Origin of the sequence: Providencia sp. PROV175 (assembly GCF_032707045.1) — a bacterium.
GTDB classification, from domain to species: domain Bacteria; phylum Pseudomonadota; class Gammaproteobacteria; order Enterobacterales; family Enterobacteriaceae; genus Providencia; species Providencia hangzhouensis.
This window is the reverse complement of the sequence record NZ_CP120533.1, coordinates 1801288-1823608: the sequence shown is the minus strand read 5'-3', so window position 1 is coordinate 1823608 and position 22321 is coordinate 1801288. Positions and strand designations below refer to the sequence as shown.

Here is a 22321-nt window from a genome sequence, read left to right as displayed (position 1 = left end):
TGTCGTTATATAGATAAGTGGAACAATATTTTGCCACGGTTTAAGACAGATGCCTATGAGAGGTTGCCTTCTACGTCAAATTCTTTCGCTCGAAAACGGTCTGGTGTGACACCTGATATCTGCTGGAACATCGCAATAAAGGCGGATGCCGAGCTATACCCAACATCCAATGCGACTTCATGGACACTTTTCCCCTTTTCTAACCCGGCAACGGCATGTAAGTATCGCAAGCGTTGACGCCATTCACTAAACGACATACCTAATTCTTGCTGGCAGCGTCTTGATAACGTGCGTTCCGATGTATAATAGCGTTTTGCCCATTGTGCTAACGTCGTGTTATCGGCTGGGTCGCTTTGTAACTCTAGTAAGATTGGGGCAAGAAATTTGTCTTTTGAAATAGGCAAATAAGTATCTTGGCAAGGGGACAATGGAAATTGGTCAATCAGCACATGAGCCAAACGTAAGTCTTGCTCTGTTTCAGGCTGAACAATACCGCGTTGGTACATATCCGTCATAATTGACTGAAATATAGGGCTAAGCTTAATCACACAAGGCCGCTGGGCAAGCACTTGGTTATATTCATGAGAAAAATCGATGATCCGAAATTTGACACTTTCTTTATTAAAGCTAGCATGGGGAATGTTCGCTGGGATCCAAATGCAAAACTCTGGCGGCGCTAGATAATGTTGACCAGCCACCTCCATTTCCATAATGCCACAGACCACATACAGCATTTGCCCAAAAGGGTGTGAATGGGATTTATACTCAGTGAGGGCCGCGGTTTGCTCGTGCCGAAAAGCCACCAATTCAGGCTCTGCGATATTACATTCACTGATTTGCCAAATGTCTGATTTTAAGTTTTCCATGGTTCCTGTCTGAAAAGCGTTATCGGTTGTCTGGTTATCAGTATATATAAAAAATCGGACAGATGTATACTAGCGCCCATTCAATATGGGAGAATGTTTTAATGAAGAATCTTCTTTTTCCGCTGATTGCGGTTTTATTATGGTCAATTAATGCCATTGTTAACAAAGCGGCATCCACTGCCATTGACCCTGCGGCAATCTCATTTTACCGTTGGGCATTGGCATTTCTTGTCATGACTCCTTTCGTATTACGTTCGGTGCTCCGAAACTTTAAAACGGTTATGAAACATTGGTGGCAACTCGCCATTTTAGGCGCGCTAGGGATGATGCTATACCAAAGTTTAGCTTATTATGCGGCTCACAGCGTAAGTGCGACCTTTATGGGAATTATGAATTCAATGATCCCATTACTAACAGTAATTATTAGTATCTTTGTGCTACGCGTTATTCCTACTGTGGGGATTATATTAGGCTCAATTCTTTCATTATGTGGATTAGTATGGTTAGTGAGCCAAGGAAGCCCAAGTGCGTTATTTTCTCAAGGCTTAGGTCAAGGGGAAGCCATGATGTTGGTTGCGTCAGCTGCATACGCCCTGTACGGTGTACTGACTAAGCGTTGGTCAATCCAATTATCTAGTTGGGACTCGCTGTACGTTCAGGTTTTCTTTGGCGTTATCATGCTACTCCCTAATTTCTTGCTAGCTGAAGATGTCTCTCTGAACAGCCAAAATATCGGTTTAGTGGTATTTGCAGGGATTGCCGCCTCCATTGTTGCTCCGGCATTGTGGATCCAAGGTGTTATGCGCCTTGGTGCGAATACAACCTCTATTTTTATGAACCTAGCTCCCGTTTTCACTGCCATTATCGCTATTTTCGCCTTGGGTGAAGAACTTAAAAGCTACCATTTAATCGGTGGTGGTGTGGTATTACTCGGGGTAATGTTAGCGCAACAATTACGTACACCACTGACAGAATTATTCCGCCGTGAAAAAAAGGTGGTTCAAGAAGATTCTTGCCAGTAGAATAGAATTACAAAAGCAATAAATGCAATGTCGTCACTCATATGCCCCACTTTGTGGGGCTATGTTTGAAATCCTCGCCATTCCTTTGTTTATTTCCCCTTCATATTCCTTACCATTAATACTTTGTGACATTTTAAATCCCTCTCAAATCACCTTTAATTCGCCCACCATTGATATGATTTATCGAATTACCGTTTTTCAGATAGAGGATAATCCGATTGAATCTTCTGGAATTCCAATTAGACTTAAGCAAAATTAAATACCCCTTTAGGAGTATTAACTCCACTCAATAAGCCGTGATAATGCGATAAACCTAAATGGATCGTGGCAAGTAACCACCATAATAAGGAATGACAATGACTAAGCCGTTCAAAGTTGGGTTGTTCATATTGATAATAATTGCTGTAGCCATTGGCATTTATTTCATCAATACCACCAACTCATCCTCTCCCTCACAATTAGGCTACGACTTATATCAACAAGGTGAATCTCAAGCTGCATTTGAACAATTCCAAAAAAACGCAGATAAAGACTCACAATCCGCTTTTGCCTTAGCCATGATGTATAAAGAGGGTATTGGCACAAAAACTGATGATGTGGCAGCCCAAAACTGGCTAATTAAAGCGGCGGAAGATAACAATAAAAATGCATTATATAACCTTGGCTTTTTTCGTTATAAACACCTAATAGAAGACACTTCTACTGATGAAAACGGTTTAATTTCTTTAACTAAAGCGGCTGATCTCGGTGTCAAAGAAGCACAAGAAATGATTGGGGGTATTTATTTAGCTGATAAATACGAACAAGTTCCACAAAATATCGAACTTTCTCGCCAATATTTTACGTTGGCTTCTAACCAAGGTTCAAAACTGGCAAAATTTGCTTTGGGCTATATCGCTCATGACTTTGAAAATGACAGTAAGAAAGCCGTTGAAATATTAACACCGCTTGTCAGCAACGACTTTCCCTTACCCGCGATGTTACTCGCGTCGATATATGAAGAAGGTGGTAACGGCGTACCACCAAATCCGCTGTTAGCCAAAAAATATGAACGCCTCTCTTTTTCCTCTGCATTAGAATACATTTCTGACGCAAGTGAATTAGAGCCAGGGGCTTTATCATTGTATGGTTCACAAACAGAAGAAGAAAAACAAAAAGTCATCACTAATTTAGAAGAACGGGCGAGCCGTGGTGATGAGAACGCCATCTATGCTTTGTACCAAAAATATATGACCGGCGATGGCGTGCGGAGAAATAAAAACCGTGCGATAGTTTATCTGCGACCGCTTGTGGAAGCTAAACACCCTAAAGCCTTATATTTAAATTACAAAGCTGACACCGACCGCATTCAGGATTTAACTGATGCCGCTGATGGCCAATACCCTCCCGCGATGTATCAAGCCTATAACGTGTATTCTGGCCGTACATTTAGCGATGTTAAGCGAAATGACGCTTTAGCTGAAAAATATCTCACCGCTGCCGCAGATCTTGGCGACTTAAACGCACTTGTTACCATCAACGAGAGAGCAATCTCCAGTTACGATTTTCCAAACAAAAAACTGAGTGGTATTGTCGCCAAATACACTCCTATTTTAATGGAAAAATACCCGAACTCCGCAGATGCTTTAGTGGTAGCAAGTGAAGTTTATAGTGCTAAAGGTAGCCCATTATTTTCGCCAGAAAAAGCCTTCGCTGCTTTAGAAAAAGCAAATCGCATAGACCCCACTTATGATGCTCAGATGCAATTAGCGCGTTATTATATTAATGCTTTTGGTACTAAGCAGGATGTGCAGAAAGCCGCTAAATTACTCATCGACAACCTTAATGAAAACGATTACCCATCAACAGCCGATCGCTTATTAGTTCAAGTATATTATCGCTATGATATTAAAGCACTTATCGATGAAAAAACGATTGTCGATATCCTCAAAAACGATGTCATTAAACGCGAAAATTACGCCTTAGCTTATTTGTATGCTGACTATTTACTAAAAGAAGATGCAGAGAAAAATAGTGATCAGGCCTTTGATTTATATGAAAAATCAATCAAACAAAATTATAATAGCCAGGTTTATTATGCTGCAGCATTATTAAAATACCGGCCAACAGAAACCAATAAAATAGCTAACCTAATAGTCAATGTGCTCCATTCATCTCAAGCACAAGCCGAATTACTTCCAAGTCAGTTACAAATCGCTAAAGATATTTTATTAAAAGCAGGTTTAAATCGCGCTGACACAAAAGCGTTATTAGTCAAAATGGCTTTATATGATAACCATGCTGAAGCTCAAAAATTAATTGAACCGCTGATTAATAATGATGCTGATATCACCTATTTATATGGGATAAACAAACTCACTCAATTAACTAATGTTGATACCTTAAGTGATGCTGAAATAAAACCATTGTACGATTATATTTTAAAAGCTGCAGAATTGGGTAGTGCATCTGCTTATTTATATATCGCGCAAAACCTTGATGGCGTTACTTATCACAATGATAAGGCGTATTACAAATCTCGCTTCCAGCAAATTACTGGGCTTACCGCAAAAGATTTAGTTCCTCAATATAAAAAATGTGCGCCACTCAAAAATAACCGCTGCTTATATGAATTAGGGGAAATATATCAAGAAGGTAACTACGGCGAAGATGCCAATTATGATACCGCCCTTTTCTATTACAACCAAATTTCTGACCCTGATTTTAGCTTTTTAAAATCACGTAAAAGAGAAATTGAAAAAGCCAAAGCTTCATTTGCCAATATTCAACTAAAAGCGAAACAGAATGACCCTGATGCGTTACGTACGCTCGCCAATGCTTACAAATATGGTAATTATGGGCAAAAAGTCGACCAGAAAAAGTGGCTTGAATATTTAGAGAAAAGTGCAAAATTCAATCAAGAAAGTGCACTTGAAGAACTCATTGATTATTACCAACAGGATCAATATCTCAATGCAAATAAAGCAAAAATCCTAGGTTATTACGACCAATTAGCAGCGATTGGCAGTAAAGACTATACCCGTAAACTGGCACATCAGTATTTAAATGGCAGCCAGCTTGTTGAGCCTAATCGGCAAAAAGCACGTGAGTATTACCTTAAAGCAGGAAGCTGGGGCAATGAATTCATCAAATATATGGATGATTATGACATTGGCATGAAAATGCTCAATGAAAGTCCTTCAGCAAAATACAAAGTGGGTCGAGCTTATTTCTATGGCCAAGGTGTCAAAGAAGATCGCCTTGAAGCGGCTAAATACCTGAAACAAGCTAGTGATGAAGGTAATGACCACGCAATCGCTCTCTATAGTGAGATGCGATATATGGGCGTGCTAAATGAAGAAAAAAACGCTTGGGTAATGGAACCTGACTGGGATGAGGCCATCGTTTATTTACGTAAACATTCGAATCCAAAACGGGTTGATGATTATATTGAAGTCTATGAAACTCTCGTTGTTCCTGCCAAAAAAGGCGATACCTCTGCTTATATTAAACTCGGGGATTGGTATAGTTCGCGCGGTAGAGATCTCGCGGCGCAAGATTGGTATAAGAAAAGTATCAAGGCTGGCAATTTAGCCGCTTATCAACCGCTTGATTCGGTTACTAAGGATAACCAAGAAAAACGCCAGAATTACGTTGAAGGTGCAGCAAAAGGTGATTTGTTCTCTAAAGTTCAACTAGCCAGAACGTATTTATATGATAACAAAATTCTCTCTGGCTCTCCTGAATATGATTTAGCCATTCAATATCTACAAGAGGGTATGAAATCAGCTGATGATAAGGTTTCTAATAATGCCTTCGATGCATTGGTGGATTTGTATCGAGATGGAATTAAAGATAAAAAAAGAGAGCTTAATCGCCCTAAAGACGAACAAAAATATTTAGCGCTGCTGCTAAGTGAAGAAAACACTCGTACCAAAGCTTTAATTAATCTGTATTACTATTACGTAAATAGTGATAACGCTAAAGCCTTAACTTATTTACAACAAGCTTACGATAAAGGTGATTTAGCCGCAACGGAGAAACTCTATCAAATCTACTATCCTGGCCAATATTGTGGAAACAGCGATAATGTGGATATGGATAAAGCAAGCCGGTATTTGAAGGAATGGATTGAAAAAAGCAATTTCCAGAAAAATACCGACAAACACTATATTCATTATCCAGAAAGTCTTTCCAAAGAGATGGGAACCCTCTATTTAAAAGGCGATTGTGATATTGATAAAAATATTAACAAAGCCATCGAATGGTATCAAATTTCGTTAAATTACCACCCAACTCACGCACTTGATGCAATTTATCAGGCTTATGTAGAAAAAGGCGATGCCAAGCAAGCCTATTACTATGCATTACAACTTGATAAAAAACCAAGTTCTATTGAGCTAATGGATACACTTTCAGCCCAAGATAAACAAGCAATTGAAAAACAAGTTGCCGATGAAAAAGCCTATGAGAAATATGGTCGTTTCGCCGAGCAAATTGAAAAGCAGCGCATCGAAGCTGAGGCAGGCGACAAAATGTCAGCCTTCTCATTAGGTATCGCTTATGCACGTGGTGAACGAGTGCCTGAAGATACCCAAAAGATGATCTATTATTATGAATTAGCAGGGAAAAATGGCTATCCTCGCGCTTATAATATTTTAGGTAATCTTTATCGTAAAGATAATGAGCGCGGTATAGAAAAAGACTTCCCGAAAGCGCTTTATTATTTTGATTTAGGCGCACAACAAAATGACAGTAACACCGCTCATTTAGCCGGGGATATGCTCTATTTTGGCCAAGGTGTGCCAAAAGATTATGTCCGTGCAGCAAAATATTACGATATGACAGACCTCGAACAAGGTACTCACCATGCGATGGCAAAATACAAACTTGCTTATATGTATTATAACGGCTGGGTCGGTACCAAAAGTAAAGACGATATCCAAAAAGCCCATGATTACCTTGAACTTGGCGCAAAATACCAAGACAAAGACTCAATCAACGCACTAAAAGAGTGGGATTTTAGTCTAATTAACCAATAATTGAATTATAAAGGCGCTAACTTCCTTTAGCGCCTTAACCTATCTACAATTATCATTTTTATATCTAAATAAAACAATATCATTCCCTCCACTTATGAGATTGCTAAAAATTTCATTGCTAATAATTTAAATTATACTAATCGCATTTTTATATAAAATAAAAATTAGTCTACTTCTTATTGTTAGATTATATTTTATTGGCATCTATATATATGCAAATTTCAATAACCATTAACACGGAGTGTTTACTATGAGCTCTACATTTAATAAAAATCGGGCATCATTAGGAAGTATAAAAAACCAAAACATATTTAAAGAAATAGACTATTCAGCAACCTTGTCAATTAGAAAGAAACCATCAATAAATGTCGTTTACCTAGAAGGGGTATATGAGCACATAAGCAAAAACTCAGAACACAACAAAAAAATATTTAATAATTTGTTAGCTAAAATTGATAATTTAAAAGATATATTTAAGATGGGTAAATCTGATGAATGGTACAAATTACAAGAGTTAGAACTTAAACTTATCGAACAAGCTGACAAGCAGACAAAAAATTTTGAAGTATTACAAAAGTTACATAGTAAACACACAAAAATGGAAAATTATTATACATTACCTATAACCTCGTCATCTATTAAACTTAATACCTTCGACTTAATTGAGCAATATAAAGCAGACTTATTAAATCTACTGAGTAATATGAGAGAGAAATTTATCTTACCTGATAACATTTCTTATCACAAGAACCCGATTATTCAAAATGCTATAGGCACAGAACTTGATCAGTTTAATTCTAATCTAAACGATAGCTATCAATTGTCTCAGCAATACACACAGAAAATGACTGAAAATGTGCAAAATAGGTTTTTACTCATGGAAAAAACATTCTATGCAGAAGGTCATATGAATGATTTATATACCGATGCCAAGAAAAGTAAAAGCAACATAGAACAGCTGCTAAAAGAACTTAACAGCAATAGCATAATGCATTCAACAAGTAATCATACAGTCGATAAGTTAATAAAATGCACAACAAAATTAAACACCCAATATACAGAAATTCAATATTCACATGATAGTTTTGATAAAATCAAAAACTTTGAATACTTAGATGATATTCATAACCACTTTGAACAAGATAAAGACTTTTACCTTAACTATCAGGAGAGCGACTACCAAAACAATAAAGAATTTAAATTATTAACTGAATTAAACCAGTCAATTAGTAACTTAAAAAAATAAAAATTAATACTCAAAAAACATTGGATAATCACATACTCCCGATTGATAAATTATTAGAACTTACTCCTGATAGACAACAGAAATACCAAAAAGACATTGATAATAAATTAGAAACATTATTCAATAAACTTGAAGCGCGTATCAATGTAGAAATAAAAAAAGAAGCGGGTTTATATTACGACCAGTCTACATATTTAATTAATCGTTCCCAGTTAGAAAAAGACATATTGAGTGTAAAAGAAGATTTAGCCAATTATATTATTGAAAATAGGACATTAGCTCAAGAGAAAAAAACTCATGATAGCATTGAAGAATTAACAACTCAGTTTCATGATGAATTCCTTAGAACAAAAACACTCCAAAAGTTTGTTAGTTTAGAATTAAACAGTCACTTATATCCATCTTCTAAACCAAGTAAAATAGGCTCTTATGCCAATAACGTTGGTGATAAAAAAGATAACATATATATGCTAGCAGTAGAAAAAAAACTATTAAAAAATGAATTAAATAATTTAATTTCTAACATTCATATAAAGATCCCTTTAAAATCAACTTCGTCTGCTGTTGGTGAAGATGCATATTATCAAACAGTTAAAGGAAAAATGTATACATTATTAGACTTAACTGAACAGTTAGGGAGTTTAACTAAAATGTACAGTTCAAAAGAACACTCAGAGATACTAGAATATATCAATGATATTCATTCGTTAGAAAAACAAATTGTTCAGACAGAAAAAGAGATTTCTCAATATATTTATACTCATTCAGAAAATAAAGACAAAAAATCAATTTCCTCAGAAATAACACCATTAATTATTGAAATTATGAATAAAAAATCAAAAATAATGTCAATTAAAACTAGCATTAACGAGAGAGCTGATGAATTCAATTTCACTGATGGTAATGGAAATAATAAAGACTTTGAATCCTTATTATCATCTATCATGGCTGAATTTCCACAAGACACAATAATTAGCGATGTATACGACCAACCATTGCATAACAAATCAATGCCTGTATTTATCCCATTACGGGATTAACACGTATTTTTATTTTCACTAGATTTGTATTTTACTATTATTTAAACCACCTACTGAATTAGGTGGTTTCTGTTATCATGGCGCTTGGCTGGCTTTAAATGCGACTCTAACCAATAATCCATTAAGTAATTTACTTTTTAATAATTGAGGTTCAGAACCATGATAGTTAGCAATATTTCAAATGATATCAACAATACTTCCATACCAAATAAAAATTAGTCACCTAATTTTAAGTAGGTTATATTAATTAACTACGACCACAGTAATGAAATATTTAAAAATTATTAACATGGAGTGTTTACTATGATTTCAAATTTAACCCTAAATACGAACCAAGAGTTACAACAAAGTGAAAACAATATCAATATATCTGAGGTTTTACGTGAGAAAGAATATCTAACCGCAGTAAGAGATGACTTTATTTCTAACGTATATAATTATGTCCCATTAAAATCTGTCACATCTAATGTCAGCGAGGAAACCTATTGTCAAACGATTAAAGATGCATTGCTAGATATCACTAATCAACGCTTACAATTAAACAAAATACAAAAATTGAAATCAGAATCTGTTGATACTACATATTTACAAGAAGAAAAACTTGCTAGTGCAAAAAATGATCTAGTGACATACATTCAAGAGCACTCAGAAAATAAAGATTCAAATTTGATTTCCCAAGACATATCGGCTTTGCTTGATGAAATATACAACACAGATTTAAAAATAGAATCAATCGAGACATTTATTAATGAAGTAAAAAATGACACAGCGCTAGCTATAGCTAATATATTTCTTAATGAAGACAATAAGTTAGATTCAGAATCATTATTATCATCCTCAATAGCAAGCCTCGAACAAAACACAATAACCTGTGATTTCAAACACGAACCTTCAAATAACACGCTATCGCAGATATTAATATCAATGTGAAACTAAACGTATCTAGCTTTTACTGCGTTTAGACTTTGTCACCAGAGAAACGCCTTAGTAAGGGCGTTTTTCTTACCTCGGCGCTTGGCTGGCTTTAAATGCGATTCTAACCAATAATCCATTAAGTAATTTACTTTTTAATAATTGAGGTTCAGAACCATGATAGCTAGCAATATCTTTCACAAGCGCCAGCCCAAGGCCAGCGCCTTCCTTACCTAACGCATTATTTAAACGAGTAAAGGCTTCCATAGAACGGTTAATTTTCGCATCTGGGATCCCAGGACCAGAGTCTTCAACCTCTAAGACCCAATGAAGATGGTCATCACTGCTGACCACTCGAACGGTGACCACTCCATTTGCAGGCGTGTATTTAATCGCATTATCAATTAAATTTGCACACATCTCAGCCAATAAAATAGGCTCTCCCTTTATCCATGCTACGTCTAACCCTTCATAGCCTAAATCAATATTTTGGCTTTCTGCCTGCGCTAAGCGGGTAAAACACGTTTGATGAACAATTTCCACTAAATTAACTGCACGATATTGCGTGATGGCTTCTTTTTCATGTGCTTTTAAGCGAGATAACTGCAAAAGCCTATCCGTCAAAATGATCGTATTATCGAGGGTTTTATCAATAGCTTGTAAACTTTGTTGCCGTTGACTTTCGTCTGCACTATTAATGGCAACCGAAACTTGAGTTTTTAGTACGGTTAAAGGTGTTTTTAATTGGTGAGATGCATCTGCACTAAAGCGTTCTTGTCGTCTAACCATCCGCTTTAGGCGAGAAATATAACGGTTTAATGCATCAATTAATGGCGATAAATCCGACCACGGCAGTAAATCTGGCAAGGGTGTTAAATCATTGGCAGAACGGCCTAACATTAAGTGAGATAATCTTTTCAACGGTGCCAGCAGCTTACTAAGTAGAATATAGGCAAGCACCATGGTTAAAAGTACCACGGTACCTTGGCTCATCAAGGCAGAAATTAATAATTGATTAGCGAGATCTTGCCGCGAATAGACCGTTTCTGCAACACGAATTTCAACCATCCCAGTGATGCCACCTTCATTAATCGGTTGATAAAACGCAGCAATACGAATAGGTAAACCTTTATACTGTGCATCATAAAAATAAACTAGCGCAGTATAGTGCTGTGAACGCATCCAATAAGGGGGAATTGGCGGTAAGTCGTCATAACCAGAGATAGTTTCACCGTCAGGAGAGATAACTTGATAAAAAATTCGGTCATTATTATTTAGTTCGAAACTATCGAGCACCACATAAGGCACATTCACCGAGAGATGCCCATCTACCACTTGTAAGCGTTCTGCAACTGTTCGAGCTGAAGCTAGTAACGTTCGATCATAGGCTAAATTTGCAGCATTTTTTGCACTGTAATAGTGGGTATAAACCGAAAAACTCCCCAACAAAATGAGGGGGATACCGAAAAAGAGCAGTAACTGATGAAAGAGAGAGCGTGGATGAGCGACTAATTTCATACACTACACTGCTCTAATCGGTATCCCAATCCGCGTAAGGTATTGATGTTAACATCCGAACCGGCAAGTTTTTTTCTTACACGGTGAACATATAACTCAATACTTTGTAAATTGGCTTCATCTGACAGCGAAAATACCTGTTCAAATAATTGCATTTTAGAAACAGGCCGACCTCGTCGATGAAATAGGGTGTTTAACACCGCATATTCCCTTGGTGTTAAGCCTAACGGCTCTTCGCCTAATAAAAAATAACCGTCCTCATGGTAACTAAGTAAACCAAACTGTTGTGACTCATTAACTTGCCCTTGGCTACGCCGTAATAAAGCACGAAGACGCGCTTCTAATTCCGCAATATCAAAAGGTTTCGTCAGGTAGTCATCAGCCCCTGCATTTAACCCTTGTACACGGTCGGCTACGTCGGAATTCGCCGTTAGTAACAAGACGGGGGTTTCTTGATGCCGTTTGCGCATTTGCGCCAATACCTCAAGCCCACTCATTCTCGGAAGTGATACATCTAACACGACTAATTCATAGCGTTCAGTTTGTAATAGCTGGTCTGCTATCGCACCATCACTAGCAAGGTCAACCGCAAACCCAGATGACGATAAGGCCTTCTGTAACCATAATGACAACTCGTCATGATCTTCAACCAATAAAATTCTCATTCCGCATACTCATTATAATTATTTATCAGTATACGTTGGCATTCCATTGAATGAATGGAAAGCAAATGTGCACATTTTTACTGTGTCCATCACAACTATTGCTAACAAACACTATTAACGTGATTAATTTAACATTAAATTAACACAACAAAAAAGTAAAAATACAAAACAATCTGATATATATCACATAAAAATAATAATATTTGTTAATGAAAGGTAAATGAAAGCTTCATCGGGCGATGATGCCATACCAGCACAACAAGCAGTAATAATATATACCTCTAATTATTGTCTTAGTAAGGAAAAATAATGAAAAAATTCACCCAGACGGCCTTAGCAACAGCAATATTTTTAGTTGGCATCAATCAAGCAAACGCCCTACCCGAACGTACAGAATGTATTGCCCCCGCCAAACCTGGAGGCGGTTTTGATTTAACCTGTAAATTAGTACAAGTGTCTCTTCTGGAAACCAAAGAAATTGAAAAACCAATGCGAGTGACCTACATGCCAGGCGGTATTGGTGCCGTTGCTTATAACGCCATTGTCGCACAACGTCCTGCAGAACCCGGCACCATTGTTGCTTTCTCAGGAGGTTCCTTACTCAATCTCGCACAGGGAAAATTTGGTCGTTATAACGAAAACGATGTTCGCTGGCTCGCCAGTGTGGGAAGCGACTACGGTATGATAGCCGTACGTGCCGACTCACCTTATAAAACCCTGAAAGATTTAATGGATACCTTCAAAAAAGATCCTAACAGCATCGTATTTGGTGCGGGAGGGTCTATTGGCAGCCAAGATTGGATGAAAACGGCCTTATTAGCCAAAGCCATTGATATCGACCCACGAAAAATGCGTTATGTGGCCTTTGAAGGCGGCGGTGAAACCTTAACTGCATTACTGGGCAACCATATTCAAGTCCTTTCAGGGGATATCAGTGAAATGACGCCATATATCAATGAAGGTAAAATTCGTATCCTTGCTGTTTACTCAGACAAGCGCCTTGGTGATGGTTTATCAGATATTCCAACAGCAAAAGAACAAGGGTATGACATTGTATGGCCAATCATTCGTGGTTTCTATATGGGGCCGAAAGTCTCCGATGCTGACTATAACCAATGGGTCGAAGCCTTCCAAAAACTGCAACAAACCGACGAATTCAAAAAACAACGTGAACTGCGTGGTTTATTTGAATACAACTTAACCGGGCAAGAACTCGATAGCTATGTCAAAAAAGAAATCGAGCAATATCGTGAACAAGCCCGTGCCTTCGGTTTAGCTAAATAACGGAGTGAACGATGAGCCAACGCATATTTGCCATAGTTTGGCTAATACTGTGTGCTATCGGAATTTATATTGGTTGGGGGATCCAAAGTGAATTTAGTTATGAACCACTGGGCCCCCGCCCTTTTCCGGTTGTCATACTCTCCTTAATGGCGCTTTGTGCCCTTGCCTTATTATTTGGCAAGCAAGAAGCCGTTGAGTGGCCAAAACCCTATGTATTACGTCGTTTAGTTTTATTAGTTGTTGCACTTGTTATTTATGCATGGGCTTTTGAATGGTTAGGGTTCCCGATTGCAACCAGCTTACTCACCATCAGTATCGCCCTGCTATTTGGTGCGACACCTATCGCCGCGATTATTTCGGGCCCGGTCTTAGGTATCTTTTTGTTCTATGCCTTTGATAAATGGCTAGATGTAACCTTGCCTATTGGCAGCCTGCTAAGTTAAGGAGCGAAATCATGGAAACTTGGATGTATCTATCGCAAGGTTTCGAGGTCGCACTAGTTCCTCAAAATATCTTGATCGCCTTAATTGGCTGTTTTATCGGTACAATCGTGGGTATGCTTCCCGGCCTTGGCCCAATTAATGGTGTCGCTATTTTGCTACCATTGGCCTTTGCCCTGAAATTACCCGCCGAGTCCGCATTAATTTTACTCGCCACGGTTTATTTAGGTTGTGAATATGGCGGACGCATATCATCAATCTTACTCAATGTCCCTGGTGATGCCGCTGCCATCATGACCACCCTAGATGGTTACCCTATGGCAAAACAAGGGAAAGGCGGGGTTGCTCTCTCAATTTCCGCAGTCAGTTCATTTATTGGTTCAACGATTGCAATTATAGGGATAATTTTATTCGCGCCTTTGCTTGCCCAATGGTCACTCGCCTTTGGGCCTGCCGAATATTTTGCCTTAATGGTTTTTGCCATTGCCTGCTTAGGTAGCATGATGAGCCAAAACCCAATCAAATCACTATTGGCTGCATTAATTGGTTTATCACTCGCCACTGTGGGAGTGGATGCCAACTCTGGGGAATATCGTTTTACGTTTGATAGCGTACATTTATCGGATGGCGTGCAGTTTATCGTCGTGGTTATTGGTTTATTTTCTGTTAGTGAAATTTTATTGATGCTCGAAGGCACTGCAACAGGCCAAGGTCTGATCCGTAAAACAGGCAGAATGCTATTCAATCGCAAAGAAGCCAAAGCATGTGCTGGCCCTGCTTTACGCTCTTCATTCATCGGTTTCTTTGTTGGCGTTTTGCCGGGAGCGGGAGCTACCATTGCCAGCGCCATCACTTATATGACGGAAAAGAAAATCAGTGGTGAAAAAGGCGATTTCGGTAATGGTGATGTCCGAGGGGTAGCCGCGCCTGAAGCCGCCAATAATGCCTCTGCGTGTGGGTCATTTATTCCTATGTTAACTCTTGGCGTTCCGGGCTCGGGAACAACAGCAGTAATGATGGGTGCCCTAACGCTCTATAATATCACCCCAGGCCCTGGTATGTTTACAGAGCAACCGGATATTGTTTGGGGGTTAATTGCCGCTCTGTTGATTGCTAACGTGGTTTTGCTCATCATGAATATTCCATTAATTGGCTTATTCACTCGCATGTTAACGGTTCCGTTATGGTTTTTAGTCCCTGCTATTGCTTGCATTTCTGCTGTCGGGGTATATGCCGTTCATAGTACGACATTTGATTTATTACTCATGATGGGGCTTGGCGTATTTGGGTTTATATTACGTAAAATGAACTTCCCACTTTCACCATTAATTTTAGGGTTTGTACTGGGTGAAATGTTAGAACAAAACTTACGCCGTTCATTATCCATCAGTAATGGTAATTTCGATATTCTTTGGAGTAGTACGATTTCCCAAAGTTTATTAATACTAGCGGTATTAGTGCTAATTTTGCCACCAATTATAAAGCGTATTCGTAAACGTAAACAACCCACTGTCTTATCGTAATTAAGTGTTCATATAATCTCTGTAAAACTTTGCCCCAGTGTGATTTTGGGGCATTTTTTTATTAATCAGTAGAAAGTTTTATATAACGAAGTAAAACCACATTGTTATCATGAGCTCCTTCACCATAATAGACATTCTTTGATGGTGAACTAATGGTAGTACTTGGCCGTTTTGGTGCATTTCTATGTAGTGGAAATGGATTTTCAATATTATGTATTTTGCTAATCAATCTACTAAATTTACTGCGGATATAACGAGATAATGCCGCACCTAAAATTTTAAAGTCCTGTTTCCAAATAGCCGTATGAAACCTTGTTACACTCATATGATTTCCTCTAATCAACTAAACATTGAGTCAATATCATGTCACTATTTTAGGCAGAAAAATTTAATAAAATGACGAATACTCATTCAATCATTAATAAACCACGGATTCAGATAATGACGATGTATTGAATAACCTCAATCAATTATCTTAGCCATCTCATTTATTAAAACATAAAACACAATGTTCGACAGATTACTTTTTGTCCTTTTTAATATCCAGCCAAAACCGTTAGCATATACTCGCACTATTGATGTCCATAGTGACTGTTACACAATCCATAGTCAGAAACCTGTCACTATCACGGAAAAAGACAGTGGTTATATCCAAATAAAAGCATTGGGTAAAATGCATATTTTTTGTGGGGAAATGTTGCTTATCAGCGTAAAGAAAAATACCACACTGGTGACTATTGGCTGGTCGAAAGATAAAAGCCAAATATTTGAAGTGCGTAAAAATGTGAAAGAAACTGCATATCGAGTGAATTCAAATAATTCGAGTTCAAGCTACACGCCCCCTTATTATGACAGCTCATCCAGTGATAATAATCACCGCTCAAGCAACCATTATTGTTCTAGTTCAGATTGCTCATCGTCCGATTCAGGAGGCGGGGACGGCGGAAGTAGTGATTAAAAAAAACGAGAACCGAAGTTCTCGCTTATTTAATACGTTAGCCTAATACAAATTATGCTTTGTATTTGCTCATCACTAATGTGGCGTTAGTTCCACCGAAACCGAAACTGTTAGACATGACTGTTTCCAGCGCTTGTTCGGTTGGCTTAGTCACGATATTCAAGCCCGCAGCTTTCTCATCTAGGTTTTCGACGTTAATACTTGGCGCAATAAAGCCGTGTTCTAACATCAGTAAGCTATAAATTGCTTCGTGAACACCCGCAGCACCTAATGAGTGGCCACTCATTGCTTTCGTTGCTGAAATTGCTGGAGAGTTGCTACCAAACACTTCTTGAATCGCTTCTAACTCTTTCGTGTCACCCACTGGCGTTGAGGTACCATGTGTATTGATGTAATCAATTTTATCAATACCTTGCATCGCCATTTGCATACAGCGCACCGCACCTTCTCCTGATGGAGCAACCATGTCTGCACCGTCAGAGGTCGCACCATAGCCGACAATTTCAGCGTAGATATGTGCACCACGCGCTAACGCATGTTCTAATTCCTCGACAACAACGATACCACCACCACCTGCGATAACGAAACCATCACGGTCTTTATCGTAAGTTCTTGATGCTTTGTCTGGCGTCTCATTGTATTTAGTCGACAATGCGCCCATCGCGTCAAACTCACAGGTCATTTCCCAGCTCAGTTCTTCACCGCCACCAGCAAAAACCACATCCTGTTTGCCTAATTGAATTAACTCAACCGCATGGCCAATACAGTGCGCTGATGTTGAACAAGCAGAACTGATGGAGTAGTTCACACCTTTGATTTTAAATGGCGTTGCTAAACAAGCAGAAATACCTGATGCCATTGCACGAGTCACCATGTATGGGCCCACACCACGCAAACCTTTAGCACGCATACCGTCAGAACCAGCAACTTGGTTACGTGGAGAACCACCACCAGAGCCAACAACGATACCTGTACGTAAATTTGAAACTTGTTCTTCTGTTAAACCTGAATCCGCAATCGCTTGTTCCATCGATAAATAAGCATAGGCGGAGCAATCACTCATAAAACGGAAAATTTTACGGTCGATTAAATCTTTTGGGTCTAAATTTTTAACATTACCCCAGACATGGCTACGCAGCCCTGCCTCTTTGAATTCTTCTGAGAAAGTGATCCCGGAACGACCTTCCTTCAGAGAAGCCAGTACTTCTTCCTGGTTATTACCAAGGCTGGAAACAATACCTAGACCAGTGATGACTGCACGCTTCATTCGTTACCTCATGTCTATAATTATATGATTGCGGGATTACAGGTTGTCACTTTAGCTTACACTTGTACGCTGAACAAGTCCGATCAGGGTAAATATTTGTATTTTTTTCTTTATGACGCCAATAAGACTTTTTTATGACGGTAGCCTTACACCCATATCAGCGGTAAAATTTAGGAATTAAATAAAGAATGTAGGCTTATCGTGAAAAAGAACGCTGTACAAACCGCACGCCTGAGCTGGAATGACGAAGGCACCCCCATGTCTGAACAGTTTGCAGATATCTATTTTTCTAACCAAGATGGCTTAGAAGAAGCTCGCCATGTGTTTTTGCAAGGAAATCATTTTCCTGAGCGCTTCGCGACGCACCCTTTCACAACCTGTGTAATTGCCGAAACCGGGTTTGGTACTGGATTGAATTTTTTAGCATTATGGCAATCTTTTAAACAATTTAAAGCCGAAAATCCAAACGCAAAATTGCAACAATTACATTTTATTAGTTTTGAAAAATACCCATTAACACAATCTGACTTAATGACAGCCCACCAATGTTGGCCTGAACTGAGCAGCTTCTCACAATCCCTTTGTGAAAATTGGCCACAAGCCTTACCGGGTAACCAGCGGATCATGTTAGAAAATGGCAGTGTGATATTAGATTTATGGTTTGGTGATGTAAATGAGCAAATATCTTTACTAAAAAACAATTTAAACAATAAGATAGATGCTTGGTTTTTAGATGGTTTCGCTCCCTCAAAAAATCCCGAAATGTGGAGTGAACAACTGTTCACTAATATGGCAAAATTCGCCCGCCTCAATGGAACTTTTGCAACATTTACCGTGGCAGGTTCCGTTAAACGAGGCCTTCAACAAGCTAGCTTTACCCTTAAAAAAGTCAAAGGCTTTGGTAACAAACGAGAAATGTTAACTGGGGTCTTAGCTGAAAAAGAAATTGATATCCCAACCCCTTGGTTTGCCAGAAAAAGCGCAGACAACCCAACTGATGTCGCTATCATTGGTGGTGGGCTTGCCAGTTTAACAGCGGCCTACGCCCTTCATAACCGCGGTGCTAAAGTCACCTTATACTGCCAAGATACACAAGTTGCACAGAATGCTTCTGGCAATCGCCAAGGGGCTATTTACCCCTTACTCACCGGCAATAACGACCCACTCGAACGTTTTTTTGTCAGCGCTTTCCCTTTTGCTTCTCGTTTTTACCATCAATTAGCGAAGCAAGGACTCTCGTTTGAAGGGCAATGGTGTGGCGTGAGCCAATTAGCCTATAACGACAAAGTGGCTCGCAAGATAGCAGGAATGCTAGGAACCGAATGGCCAGCTGATTTTGCTATTGGTAAAAGTCGTCAGCAACTGAGTGGTATTTGCGGCGTTGATGTCAACCATGATGGCATTCATTATGCGTCTGGAGGATGGCTGTGCCCTGCCCAGCTTTGTGAGAGTTTACAACAATATTTACAACAGCTGGGTATTACCTTCTGTTTTGAACATAATGTCGTTGAATTAAAACAAACAGAACAAGATTGGCAGTTATTAATTGAAACCGCACAACACAAACAGCTAACACGTGTTCACTCAACTGTCATTATTGCTAATGGGCACAAGCTGCGCCAATTTGCTCAAACCGTTAATTTACCTATTTCGCCTGTGCGTGGGCAAGTCAGCCATATTCCAACCAATCACACCCTACAACAACTGAAAAATGTTCTGTGCTTTGAAGGCTATTTAACCCCTGCCGATGCCACGGGTACACAACATTGCTTAGGTGCTAGCTACCAACGTGAACGACTTGATTTCGATTATAGTGAAGAGGAACAGCAAGGGAACCGCCAAAAGCTGGTTGATAACCTACCCGATGTAACTTGGCCTAAGGATATCGATATTTCTCAGCAACGTTCACGCCAAGGTATTCGTTGTGTTATTCGCGACCATTTTCCGTTATTAGGCAATGTGCCTGATTTCGAACAACATGTGGCACTCTATCACAATTTGCCCACTCAAATTGCCAAAGAACAGCCTATTGCACTCGCTCCAGTGCACCCAAATTTATTTATTTTTGGTGCATTAGGGTCAAGAGGGTTATCAACCGCACCACTTTGCGCAGAATTGCTTGCGGCGCAAATTTTTGGGGAAGTACTCCCCCTAGACGATGAAACTCTTGCAGAACTCAACCCAAACCGTTTTTGGGTAAGGAAATTATTATTAGGTCGCCCTATTAAACTCCCTTATTAATGCATTAAGTTAATGAGATAGCCATTGCACAACGGTCTTCAGCAGCAAACCCTGCATCGACCTCAGACTGTAAAATAGCCTGTAGTTCGGTGGTTAGCTCATTATCTTCAAGAATTTTAAAGCCCAAGCGTTGGTAATAAGGTGCATTCCAAGGCACATCGCGGCAAGTGGTCAATGTCACTACCGTGATATTCCGTGCCAAAGCAGCACCAAGTACCTGCTTAATCAGCTTTTTACCCAGCCCGCGTCCTTGCCATTGCTGGCAAACAGAAACCTCACAAATATGCAGGCTAGTATGATGATCTTCAGCATTGATAAAACCAATTGGTTCATCACAATCATTCACTGCTACCCACTCTAATTGCTCAGAAATAAAATCGAGGTGGTCTTGCTCCGTTTGCCCATCACCTTCAGCAAGCCATTTATATTTTTCAATACTCATAAATGCCTGTCCTGCGGAGGCTTCCACCGGAGGAAGATATTTGGCATCAAGGGGGGTTGCTAAACGAATATTCGCCATCATTTTTACTCGCAACAAAATTTAGCTAACAAAAAAGCGGGTTTCCCCGCTTTTCATACAGAACTCAACAAATTAAATGGCGTTATTTAATAAGTTTTTCCACATATCTAAAACCAGTACTTGGTCTGGTGGTGTCAATTCGCCAGCTTTGATGGCATTTTGAATACTGACTTCGACACGTTGATATAATGCTTCAGAACTGGTTTCGTTTTCTTCTTCCAGTTCAGCCACAGCAAGGGTTAAGTGACCACGCAAATAGCCGCCAGCGAAGAGTTCATCATCGCTCGCGTGTTCAACCATATCATCAATTTTCGTTAGTATGCGTGTTTCTAAATCCGCAAGCATGCTTAATCCTTACTTAAATGTGTGTTCATTAGGCAAAAATATCTTCCGGATAAGGAAAAGCTTCTGCACAAAGAGGTGGCGTATTGTAAAACAATTGTAACGCATTAATAAAGCGTAATGGCCGTTCAGGGATGCCATTTTCTAAATAAAGCATGACTTGTGCATGAACTTTGCGCATAAACGCAATACGATCAGGCTCAAAATCCCCCTCTAAGTTGTCACAACTGACATTAAATGGAATGCCAACGGCAACACAAAACAGCCAGTCCAACGCTTGGGGCTTGATTTCCACCACTTCAAACTCACACTGTGTTTTTTCATCTCGCCCATCTGGGCAATACCAATAACCGTAATCGACTTGCTGACGTCTTGCCTCCCCAGCAATACACCAATGTGAGATTTCATGCAGCGCACTGGTGAAAAAGCCGTGTGCAAAGACGATACGGTGATAAGGCACAGCCTCATCTGCGGGTAAATAAATGGGTTCATCATCCCCTTTTACCAGCTTGGTGTTATATGTCACACCAAAACATTCATCAAAGATATTGATTAGATCCTGATAATTATGTGTACTCATGAATAATTTAAATCATCTTAAAATAATGAGAGAAACCAAGCTTTAATCACGTCACCATGGCTATCATGGAGTAATTTAATACTCATCAGTAACGAAATCACCACGATCATCGGCCTGATCAGTTTTTGTCCTTTGGTTAAGACCAAACGCGCACCTAAACGAGCGCCAACCATTTGGCCGATTAGCATAACAAAACCTAAGGCCCAAAGAACATGACCCCCGATAATAAAGAACACTAAAGAGCCAAAATTAGAGGCAAAATTAAGTAACTTCGCATGCGCGGTGGCTTTGGCAAGATTATAACCAAGCAACAGAACATAACCCAATGCCAAAAATGAACCGGTTCCGGGACCAAAGGCACCATCATAAAAACCCAGCGTCATCCCAATTGCCACCCCGAAGAAAGGCATACTGATACGCTGTTGGCGGTCTTGTACACCAATTGATGGCGTCAATAAAAAGTATAAGCCGACACAAATCACCAAGATGGGTAATAGCTGTTTTAAGAACGCGGTATCAATCATTTGAATGACAATCGCACCCAGCATGGCACCAATCATGGTCATAATGAACGGAAACAGTTGTGCTCGTAAATCTATGGCTTTGCGCCTAACAAAATAGAGCGTTGAAGAAAACGAACCGCCAACCGCTTGCAACTTATTGGTTGCTAAAGCTTCAACAGGTGTTATCCCCACTGATAACAGGGCTGGGATCGTTAATAACCCACCACCACCCGCGATGGAGTCAATAAACCCTGCAAACAGCGCAACAAAGAAGAGTAAAGCATAAACTTCAGGTGCAACGGCAGTTAGCCAATCCATTTTACTATCCAAAGAGAAGAAATATCATGATGTTGATGTGAATATATCGCCAGTC

At 39.3% G+C, this 22321-nt stretch carries 19 protein-coding genes; 10 read left to right on the top strand and 9 right to left on the bottom strand.

Going from position 1 to position 22321, the window contains the following annotated elements; genetic code table 11:
* Positions 1-53 precede the first annotated feature (53 nt).
* Complete coding sequence (locus P3L44_RS07980; RefSeq protein WP_004257268.1) at positions 54-866, bottom strand: helix-turn-helix transcriptional regulator; 813 nt, start codon at positions 864-866, stop codon at positions 54-56.
* Between the two features lie 101 nt (positions 867-967).
* Here P3L44_RS07980 and P3L44_RS07975 point away from each other — a divergent pair, with 101 nt between their 5' ends.
* The 5 genes from P3L44_RS07975 to P3L44_RS07955 all read left to right on the top strand — a co-directional run bounded on the left by P3L44_RS07975 (position 968) and on the right by P3L44_RS07955 (position 10125).
* Positions 968-1888: a DMT family transporter gene (locus tag P3L44_RS07975; protein ID WP_036957974.1), complete on the top strand. Its 921-nt coding sequence runs from the start codon at positions 968-970 to the stop codon at positions 1886-1888.
* Between the two features lie 356 nt (positions 1889-2244).
* Entirely contained in the window at positions 2245-6909 is a 4665-nt protein-coding gene (locus P3L44_RS07970) for a tetratricopeptide repeat protein (RefSeq protein ID WP_272662584.1), read from the top strand.
* Positions 6910-7159: 250 nt separating this feature from the next.
* A complete protein-coding gene (locus P3L44_RS07965) occupies positions 7160-8155 on the top strand; it encodes a hypothetical protein (RefSeq protein ID WP_272662585.1) in 996 nt (331 codons plus the stop codon).
* Between the two features lie 20 nt (positions 8156-8175).
* Positions 8176-9195 carry a hypothetical protein gene (locus tag P3L44_RS07960; protein ID WP_272662587.1) on the top strand — a complete coding sequence of 340 codons (1020 nt, stop codon included), beginning with the start codon at positions 8176-8178 and terminating at the stop codon, positions 9193-9195.
* Between the two features lie 303 nt (positions 9196-9498).
* Positions 9499-10125, top strand: a complete 627-nt coding sequence (locus P3L44_RS07955; RefSeq protein WP_272662588.1) for a hypothetical protein — start codon at positions 9499-9501, stop codon at positions 10123-10125.
* A 72-nt stretch (positions 10126-10197) separates the two neighbouring features.
* Here P3L44_RS07955 and P3L44_RS07950 read toward each other — a convergent pair whose 3' ends face one another.
* Together P3L44_RS07950 and tctD are read right to left on the bottom strand one after the other, a co-directional pair.
* Positions 10198-11625, bottom strand: a complete 1428-nt coding sequence (locus tag P3L44_RS07950) for a sensor histidine kinase (protein WP_272662589.1) — start codon at positions 11623-11625, stop codon at positions 10198-10200.
* The gene (tctD, locus tag P3L44_RS07945) at positions 11622-12290 is read right to left on the bottom strand and encodes a transcriptional regulator TctD (RefSeq protein ID WP_004257247.1); all 669 of its coding nucleotides are present in this window, start codon (positions 12288-12290) and stop codon (positions 11622-11624) included. Before tctD ends, P3L44_RS07950 begins: the two co-directional genes overlap by 4 nt.
* Before the next feature lie 309 nt (positions 12291-12599).
* On the opposite strand from tctD, the gene P3L44_RS07940 reads away from it, so the two are divergent.
* The 3 genes from P3L44_RS07940 to P3L44_RS07930 are packed head-to-tail and all read left to right on the top strand — an operon-like array spanning position 12600 to position 15537.
* Positions 12600-13574, top strand: a complete 975-nt coding sequence (locus tag P3L44_RS07940) for a Bug family tripartite tricarboxylate transporter substrate binding protein (protein WP_004257243.1) — start codon at positions 12600-12602, stop codon at positions 13572-13574.
* An 11-nt stretch (positions 13575-13585) separates the two neighbouring features.
* Positions 13586-14017, top strand: coding sequence for a tripartite tricarboxylate transporter TctB family protein (locus P3L44_RS07935; protein WP_094962691.1), 432 nt, complete (start codon positions 13586-13588; stop codon positions 14015-14017).
* An 11-nt stretch (positions 14018-14028) separates the two neighbouring features.
* Positions 14029-15537, top strand: a complete 1509-nt coding sequence (locus P3L44_RS07930; protein WP_272662590.1) for a tripartite tricarboxylate transporter permease — start codon at positions 14029-14031, stop codon at positions 15535-15537.
* A 61-nt stretch (positions 15538-15598) separates the two neighbouring features.
* On the opposite strand, the gene P3L44_RS07925 is transcribed toward P3L44_RS07930, so the two are convergent.
* The gene (locus P3L44_RS07925; protein WP_140172349.1) at positions 15599-15862 is read right to left on the bottom strand and encodes a hypothetical protein; all 264 of its coding nucleotides are present in this window, start codon (positions 15860-15862) and stop codon (positions 15599-15601) included.
* Between the two features lie 183 nt (positions 15863-16045).
* Between P3L44_RS07925 and P3L44_RS07920 the strand changes: the two genes are divergently transcribed.
* A complete protein-coding gene (locus P3L44_RS07920) occupies positions 16046-16495 on the top strand; it encodes a hypothetical protein (protein ID WP_140172348.1) in 450 nt (149 codons plus the stop codon).
* Positions 16496-16547: 52 nt separating this feature from the next.
* Here the strand turns inward: P3L44_RS07920 and fabB are convergent, their stop codons facing one another.
* Positions 16548-17762, bottom strand: coding sequence for a beta-ketoacyl-ACP synthase I (gene fabB / locus P3L44_RS07915; RefSeq protein WP_140172347.1), 1215 nt, complete (start codon positions 17760-17762; stop codon positions 16548-16550).
* A 201-nt stretch (positions 17763-17963) separates the two neighbouring features.
* Here fabB and mnmC point away from each other — a divergent pair, with 201 nt between their 5' ends.
* Positions 17964-20003 (top strand): bifunctional tRNA (5-methylaminomethyl-2-thiouridine)(34)-methyltransferase MnmD/FAD-dependent 5-carboxymethylaminomethyl-2-thiouridine(34) oxidoreductase MnmC, encoded by a 2040-nt coding sequence (gene mnmC / locus P3L44_RS07910; protein ID WP_272662591.1) that lies wholly within the window; start codon positions 17964-17966, stop codon positions 20001-20003.
* Between the two features lie 4 nt (positions 20004-20007).
* On the opposite strand, the gene P3L44_RS07905 is transcribed toward mnmC, so the two are convergent.
* From P3L44_RS07905 to P3L44_RS07890, 4 genes are all read right to left on the bottom strand, one after another.
* On the bottom strand, positions 20008-20526 hold the full coding sequence (locus P3L44_RS07905; RefSeq protein ID WP_272662593.1) for a GNAT family N-acetyltransferase: 519 nt from the start codon (positions 20524-20526) through the stop codon (positions 20008-20010).
* 69 nt (positions 20527-20595) lie between these two features.
* Positions 20596-20868, bottom strand: a complete 273-nt coding sequence (locus P3L44_RS07900) for a YfcL family protein (protein ID WP_004257217.1) — start codon at positions 20866-20868, stop codon at positions 20596-20598.
* 28 nt (positions 20869-20896) lie between these two features.
* Positions 20897-21445 carry an elongation factor P hydroxylase gene (locus P3L44_RS07895; protein ID WP_004257212.1) on the bottom strand — a complete coding sequence of 183 codons (549 nt, stop codon included), beginning with the start codon at positions 21443-21445 and terminating at the stop codon, positions 20897-20899.
* Between the two features lie 17 nt (positions 21446-21462).
* Positions 21463-22266, bottom strand: a complete 804-nt coding sequence (locus P3L44_RS07890) for a TSUP family transporter (protein WP_004257209.1) — start codon at positions 22264-22266, stop codon at positions 21463-21465.
* Positions 22267-22321 lie beyond the last annotated feature (55 nt).

Bases quoted from the DNA above. Each gene is read 5' to 3' on its own strand.
- P3L44_RS07975 (WP_036957974.1), top strand. From the start codon at position 968: ATGAAGAATCTTCTTTTTCCGCTGATTGCGGTTTTATTATGGTCAATT.
- fabB (WP_140172347.1), bottom strand. From the start codon at position 17,762: ATGAAGCGTGCAGTCATCACTGGTCTAGGTATTGTTTCCAGCCTTGGT.
- P3L44_RS07965 (WP_272662585.1), top strand. From the start codon at position 7,160: ATGAGCTCTACATTTAATAAAAATCGGGCATCATTAGGAAGTATAAAA.
- P3L44_RS07950 (WP_272662589.1), bottom strand. From the start codon at position 11,625: ATGAAATTAGTCGCTCATCCACGCTCTCTCTTTCATCAGTTACTGCTC.
- P3L44_RS07895 (WP_004257212.1), bottom strand. From the start codon at position 21,445: ATGAGTACACATAATTATCAGGATCTAATCAATATCTTTGATGAATGT.
- P3L44_RS07955 (WP_272662588.1), top strand. From the start codon at position 9,499: ATGATTTCAAATTTAACCCTAAATACGAACCAAGAGTTACAACAAAGT.
- P3L44_RS07925 (WP_140172349.1), bottom strand. From the start codon at position 15,862: ATGAGTGTAACAAGGTTTCATACGGCTATTTGGAAACAGGACTTTAAA.
- P3L44_RS07930 (WP_272662590.1), top strand. From the start codon at position 14,029: ATGGAAACTTGGATGTATCTATCGCAAGGTTTCGAGGTCGCACTAGTT.
- P3L44_RS07920 (WP_140172348.1), top strand. From the start codon at position 16,046: ATGTTCGACAGATTACTTTTTGTCCTTTTTAATATCCAGCCAAAACCG.
- P3L44_RS07940 (WP_004257243.1), top strand. From the start codon at position 12,600: ATGAAAAAATTCACCCAGACGGCCTTAGCAACAGCAATATTTTTAGTT.
- P3L44_RS07935 (WP_094962691.1), top strand. From the start codon at position 13,586: ATGAGCCAACGCATATTTGCCATAGTTTGGCTAATACTGTGTGCTATC.
- P3L44_RS07890 (WP_004257209.1), bottom strand. From the start codon at position 22,266: ATGGATTGGCTAACTGCCGTTGCACCTGAAGTTTATGCTTTACTCTTC.
- P3L44_RS07980 (WP_004257268.1), bottom strand. From the start codon at position 866: ATGGAAAACTTAAAATCAGACATTTGGCAAATCAGTGAATGTAATATC.
- tctD (WP_004257247.1), bottom strand. From the start codon at position 12,290: ATGAGAATTTTATTGGTTGAAGATCATGACGAGTTGTCATTATGGTTA.
- P3L44_RS07905 (WP_272662593.1), bottom strand. From the start codon at position 20,526: ATGATGGCGAATATTCGTTTAGCAACCCCCCTTGATGCCAAATATCTT.
- P3L44_RS07900 (WP_004257217.1), bottom strand. From the start codon at position 20,868: ATGCTTGCGGATTTAGAAACACGCATACTAACGAAAATTGATGATATG.
- P3L44_RS07970 (WP_272662584.1), top strand. From the start codon at position 2,245: ATGACTAAGCCGTTCAAAGTTGGGTTGTTCATATTGATAATAATTGCT.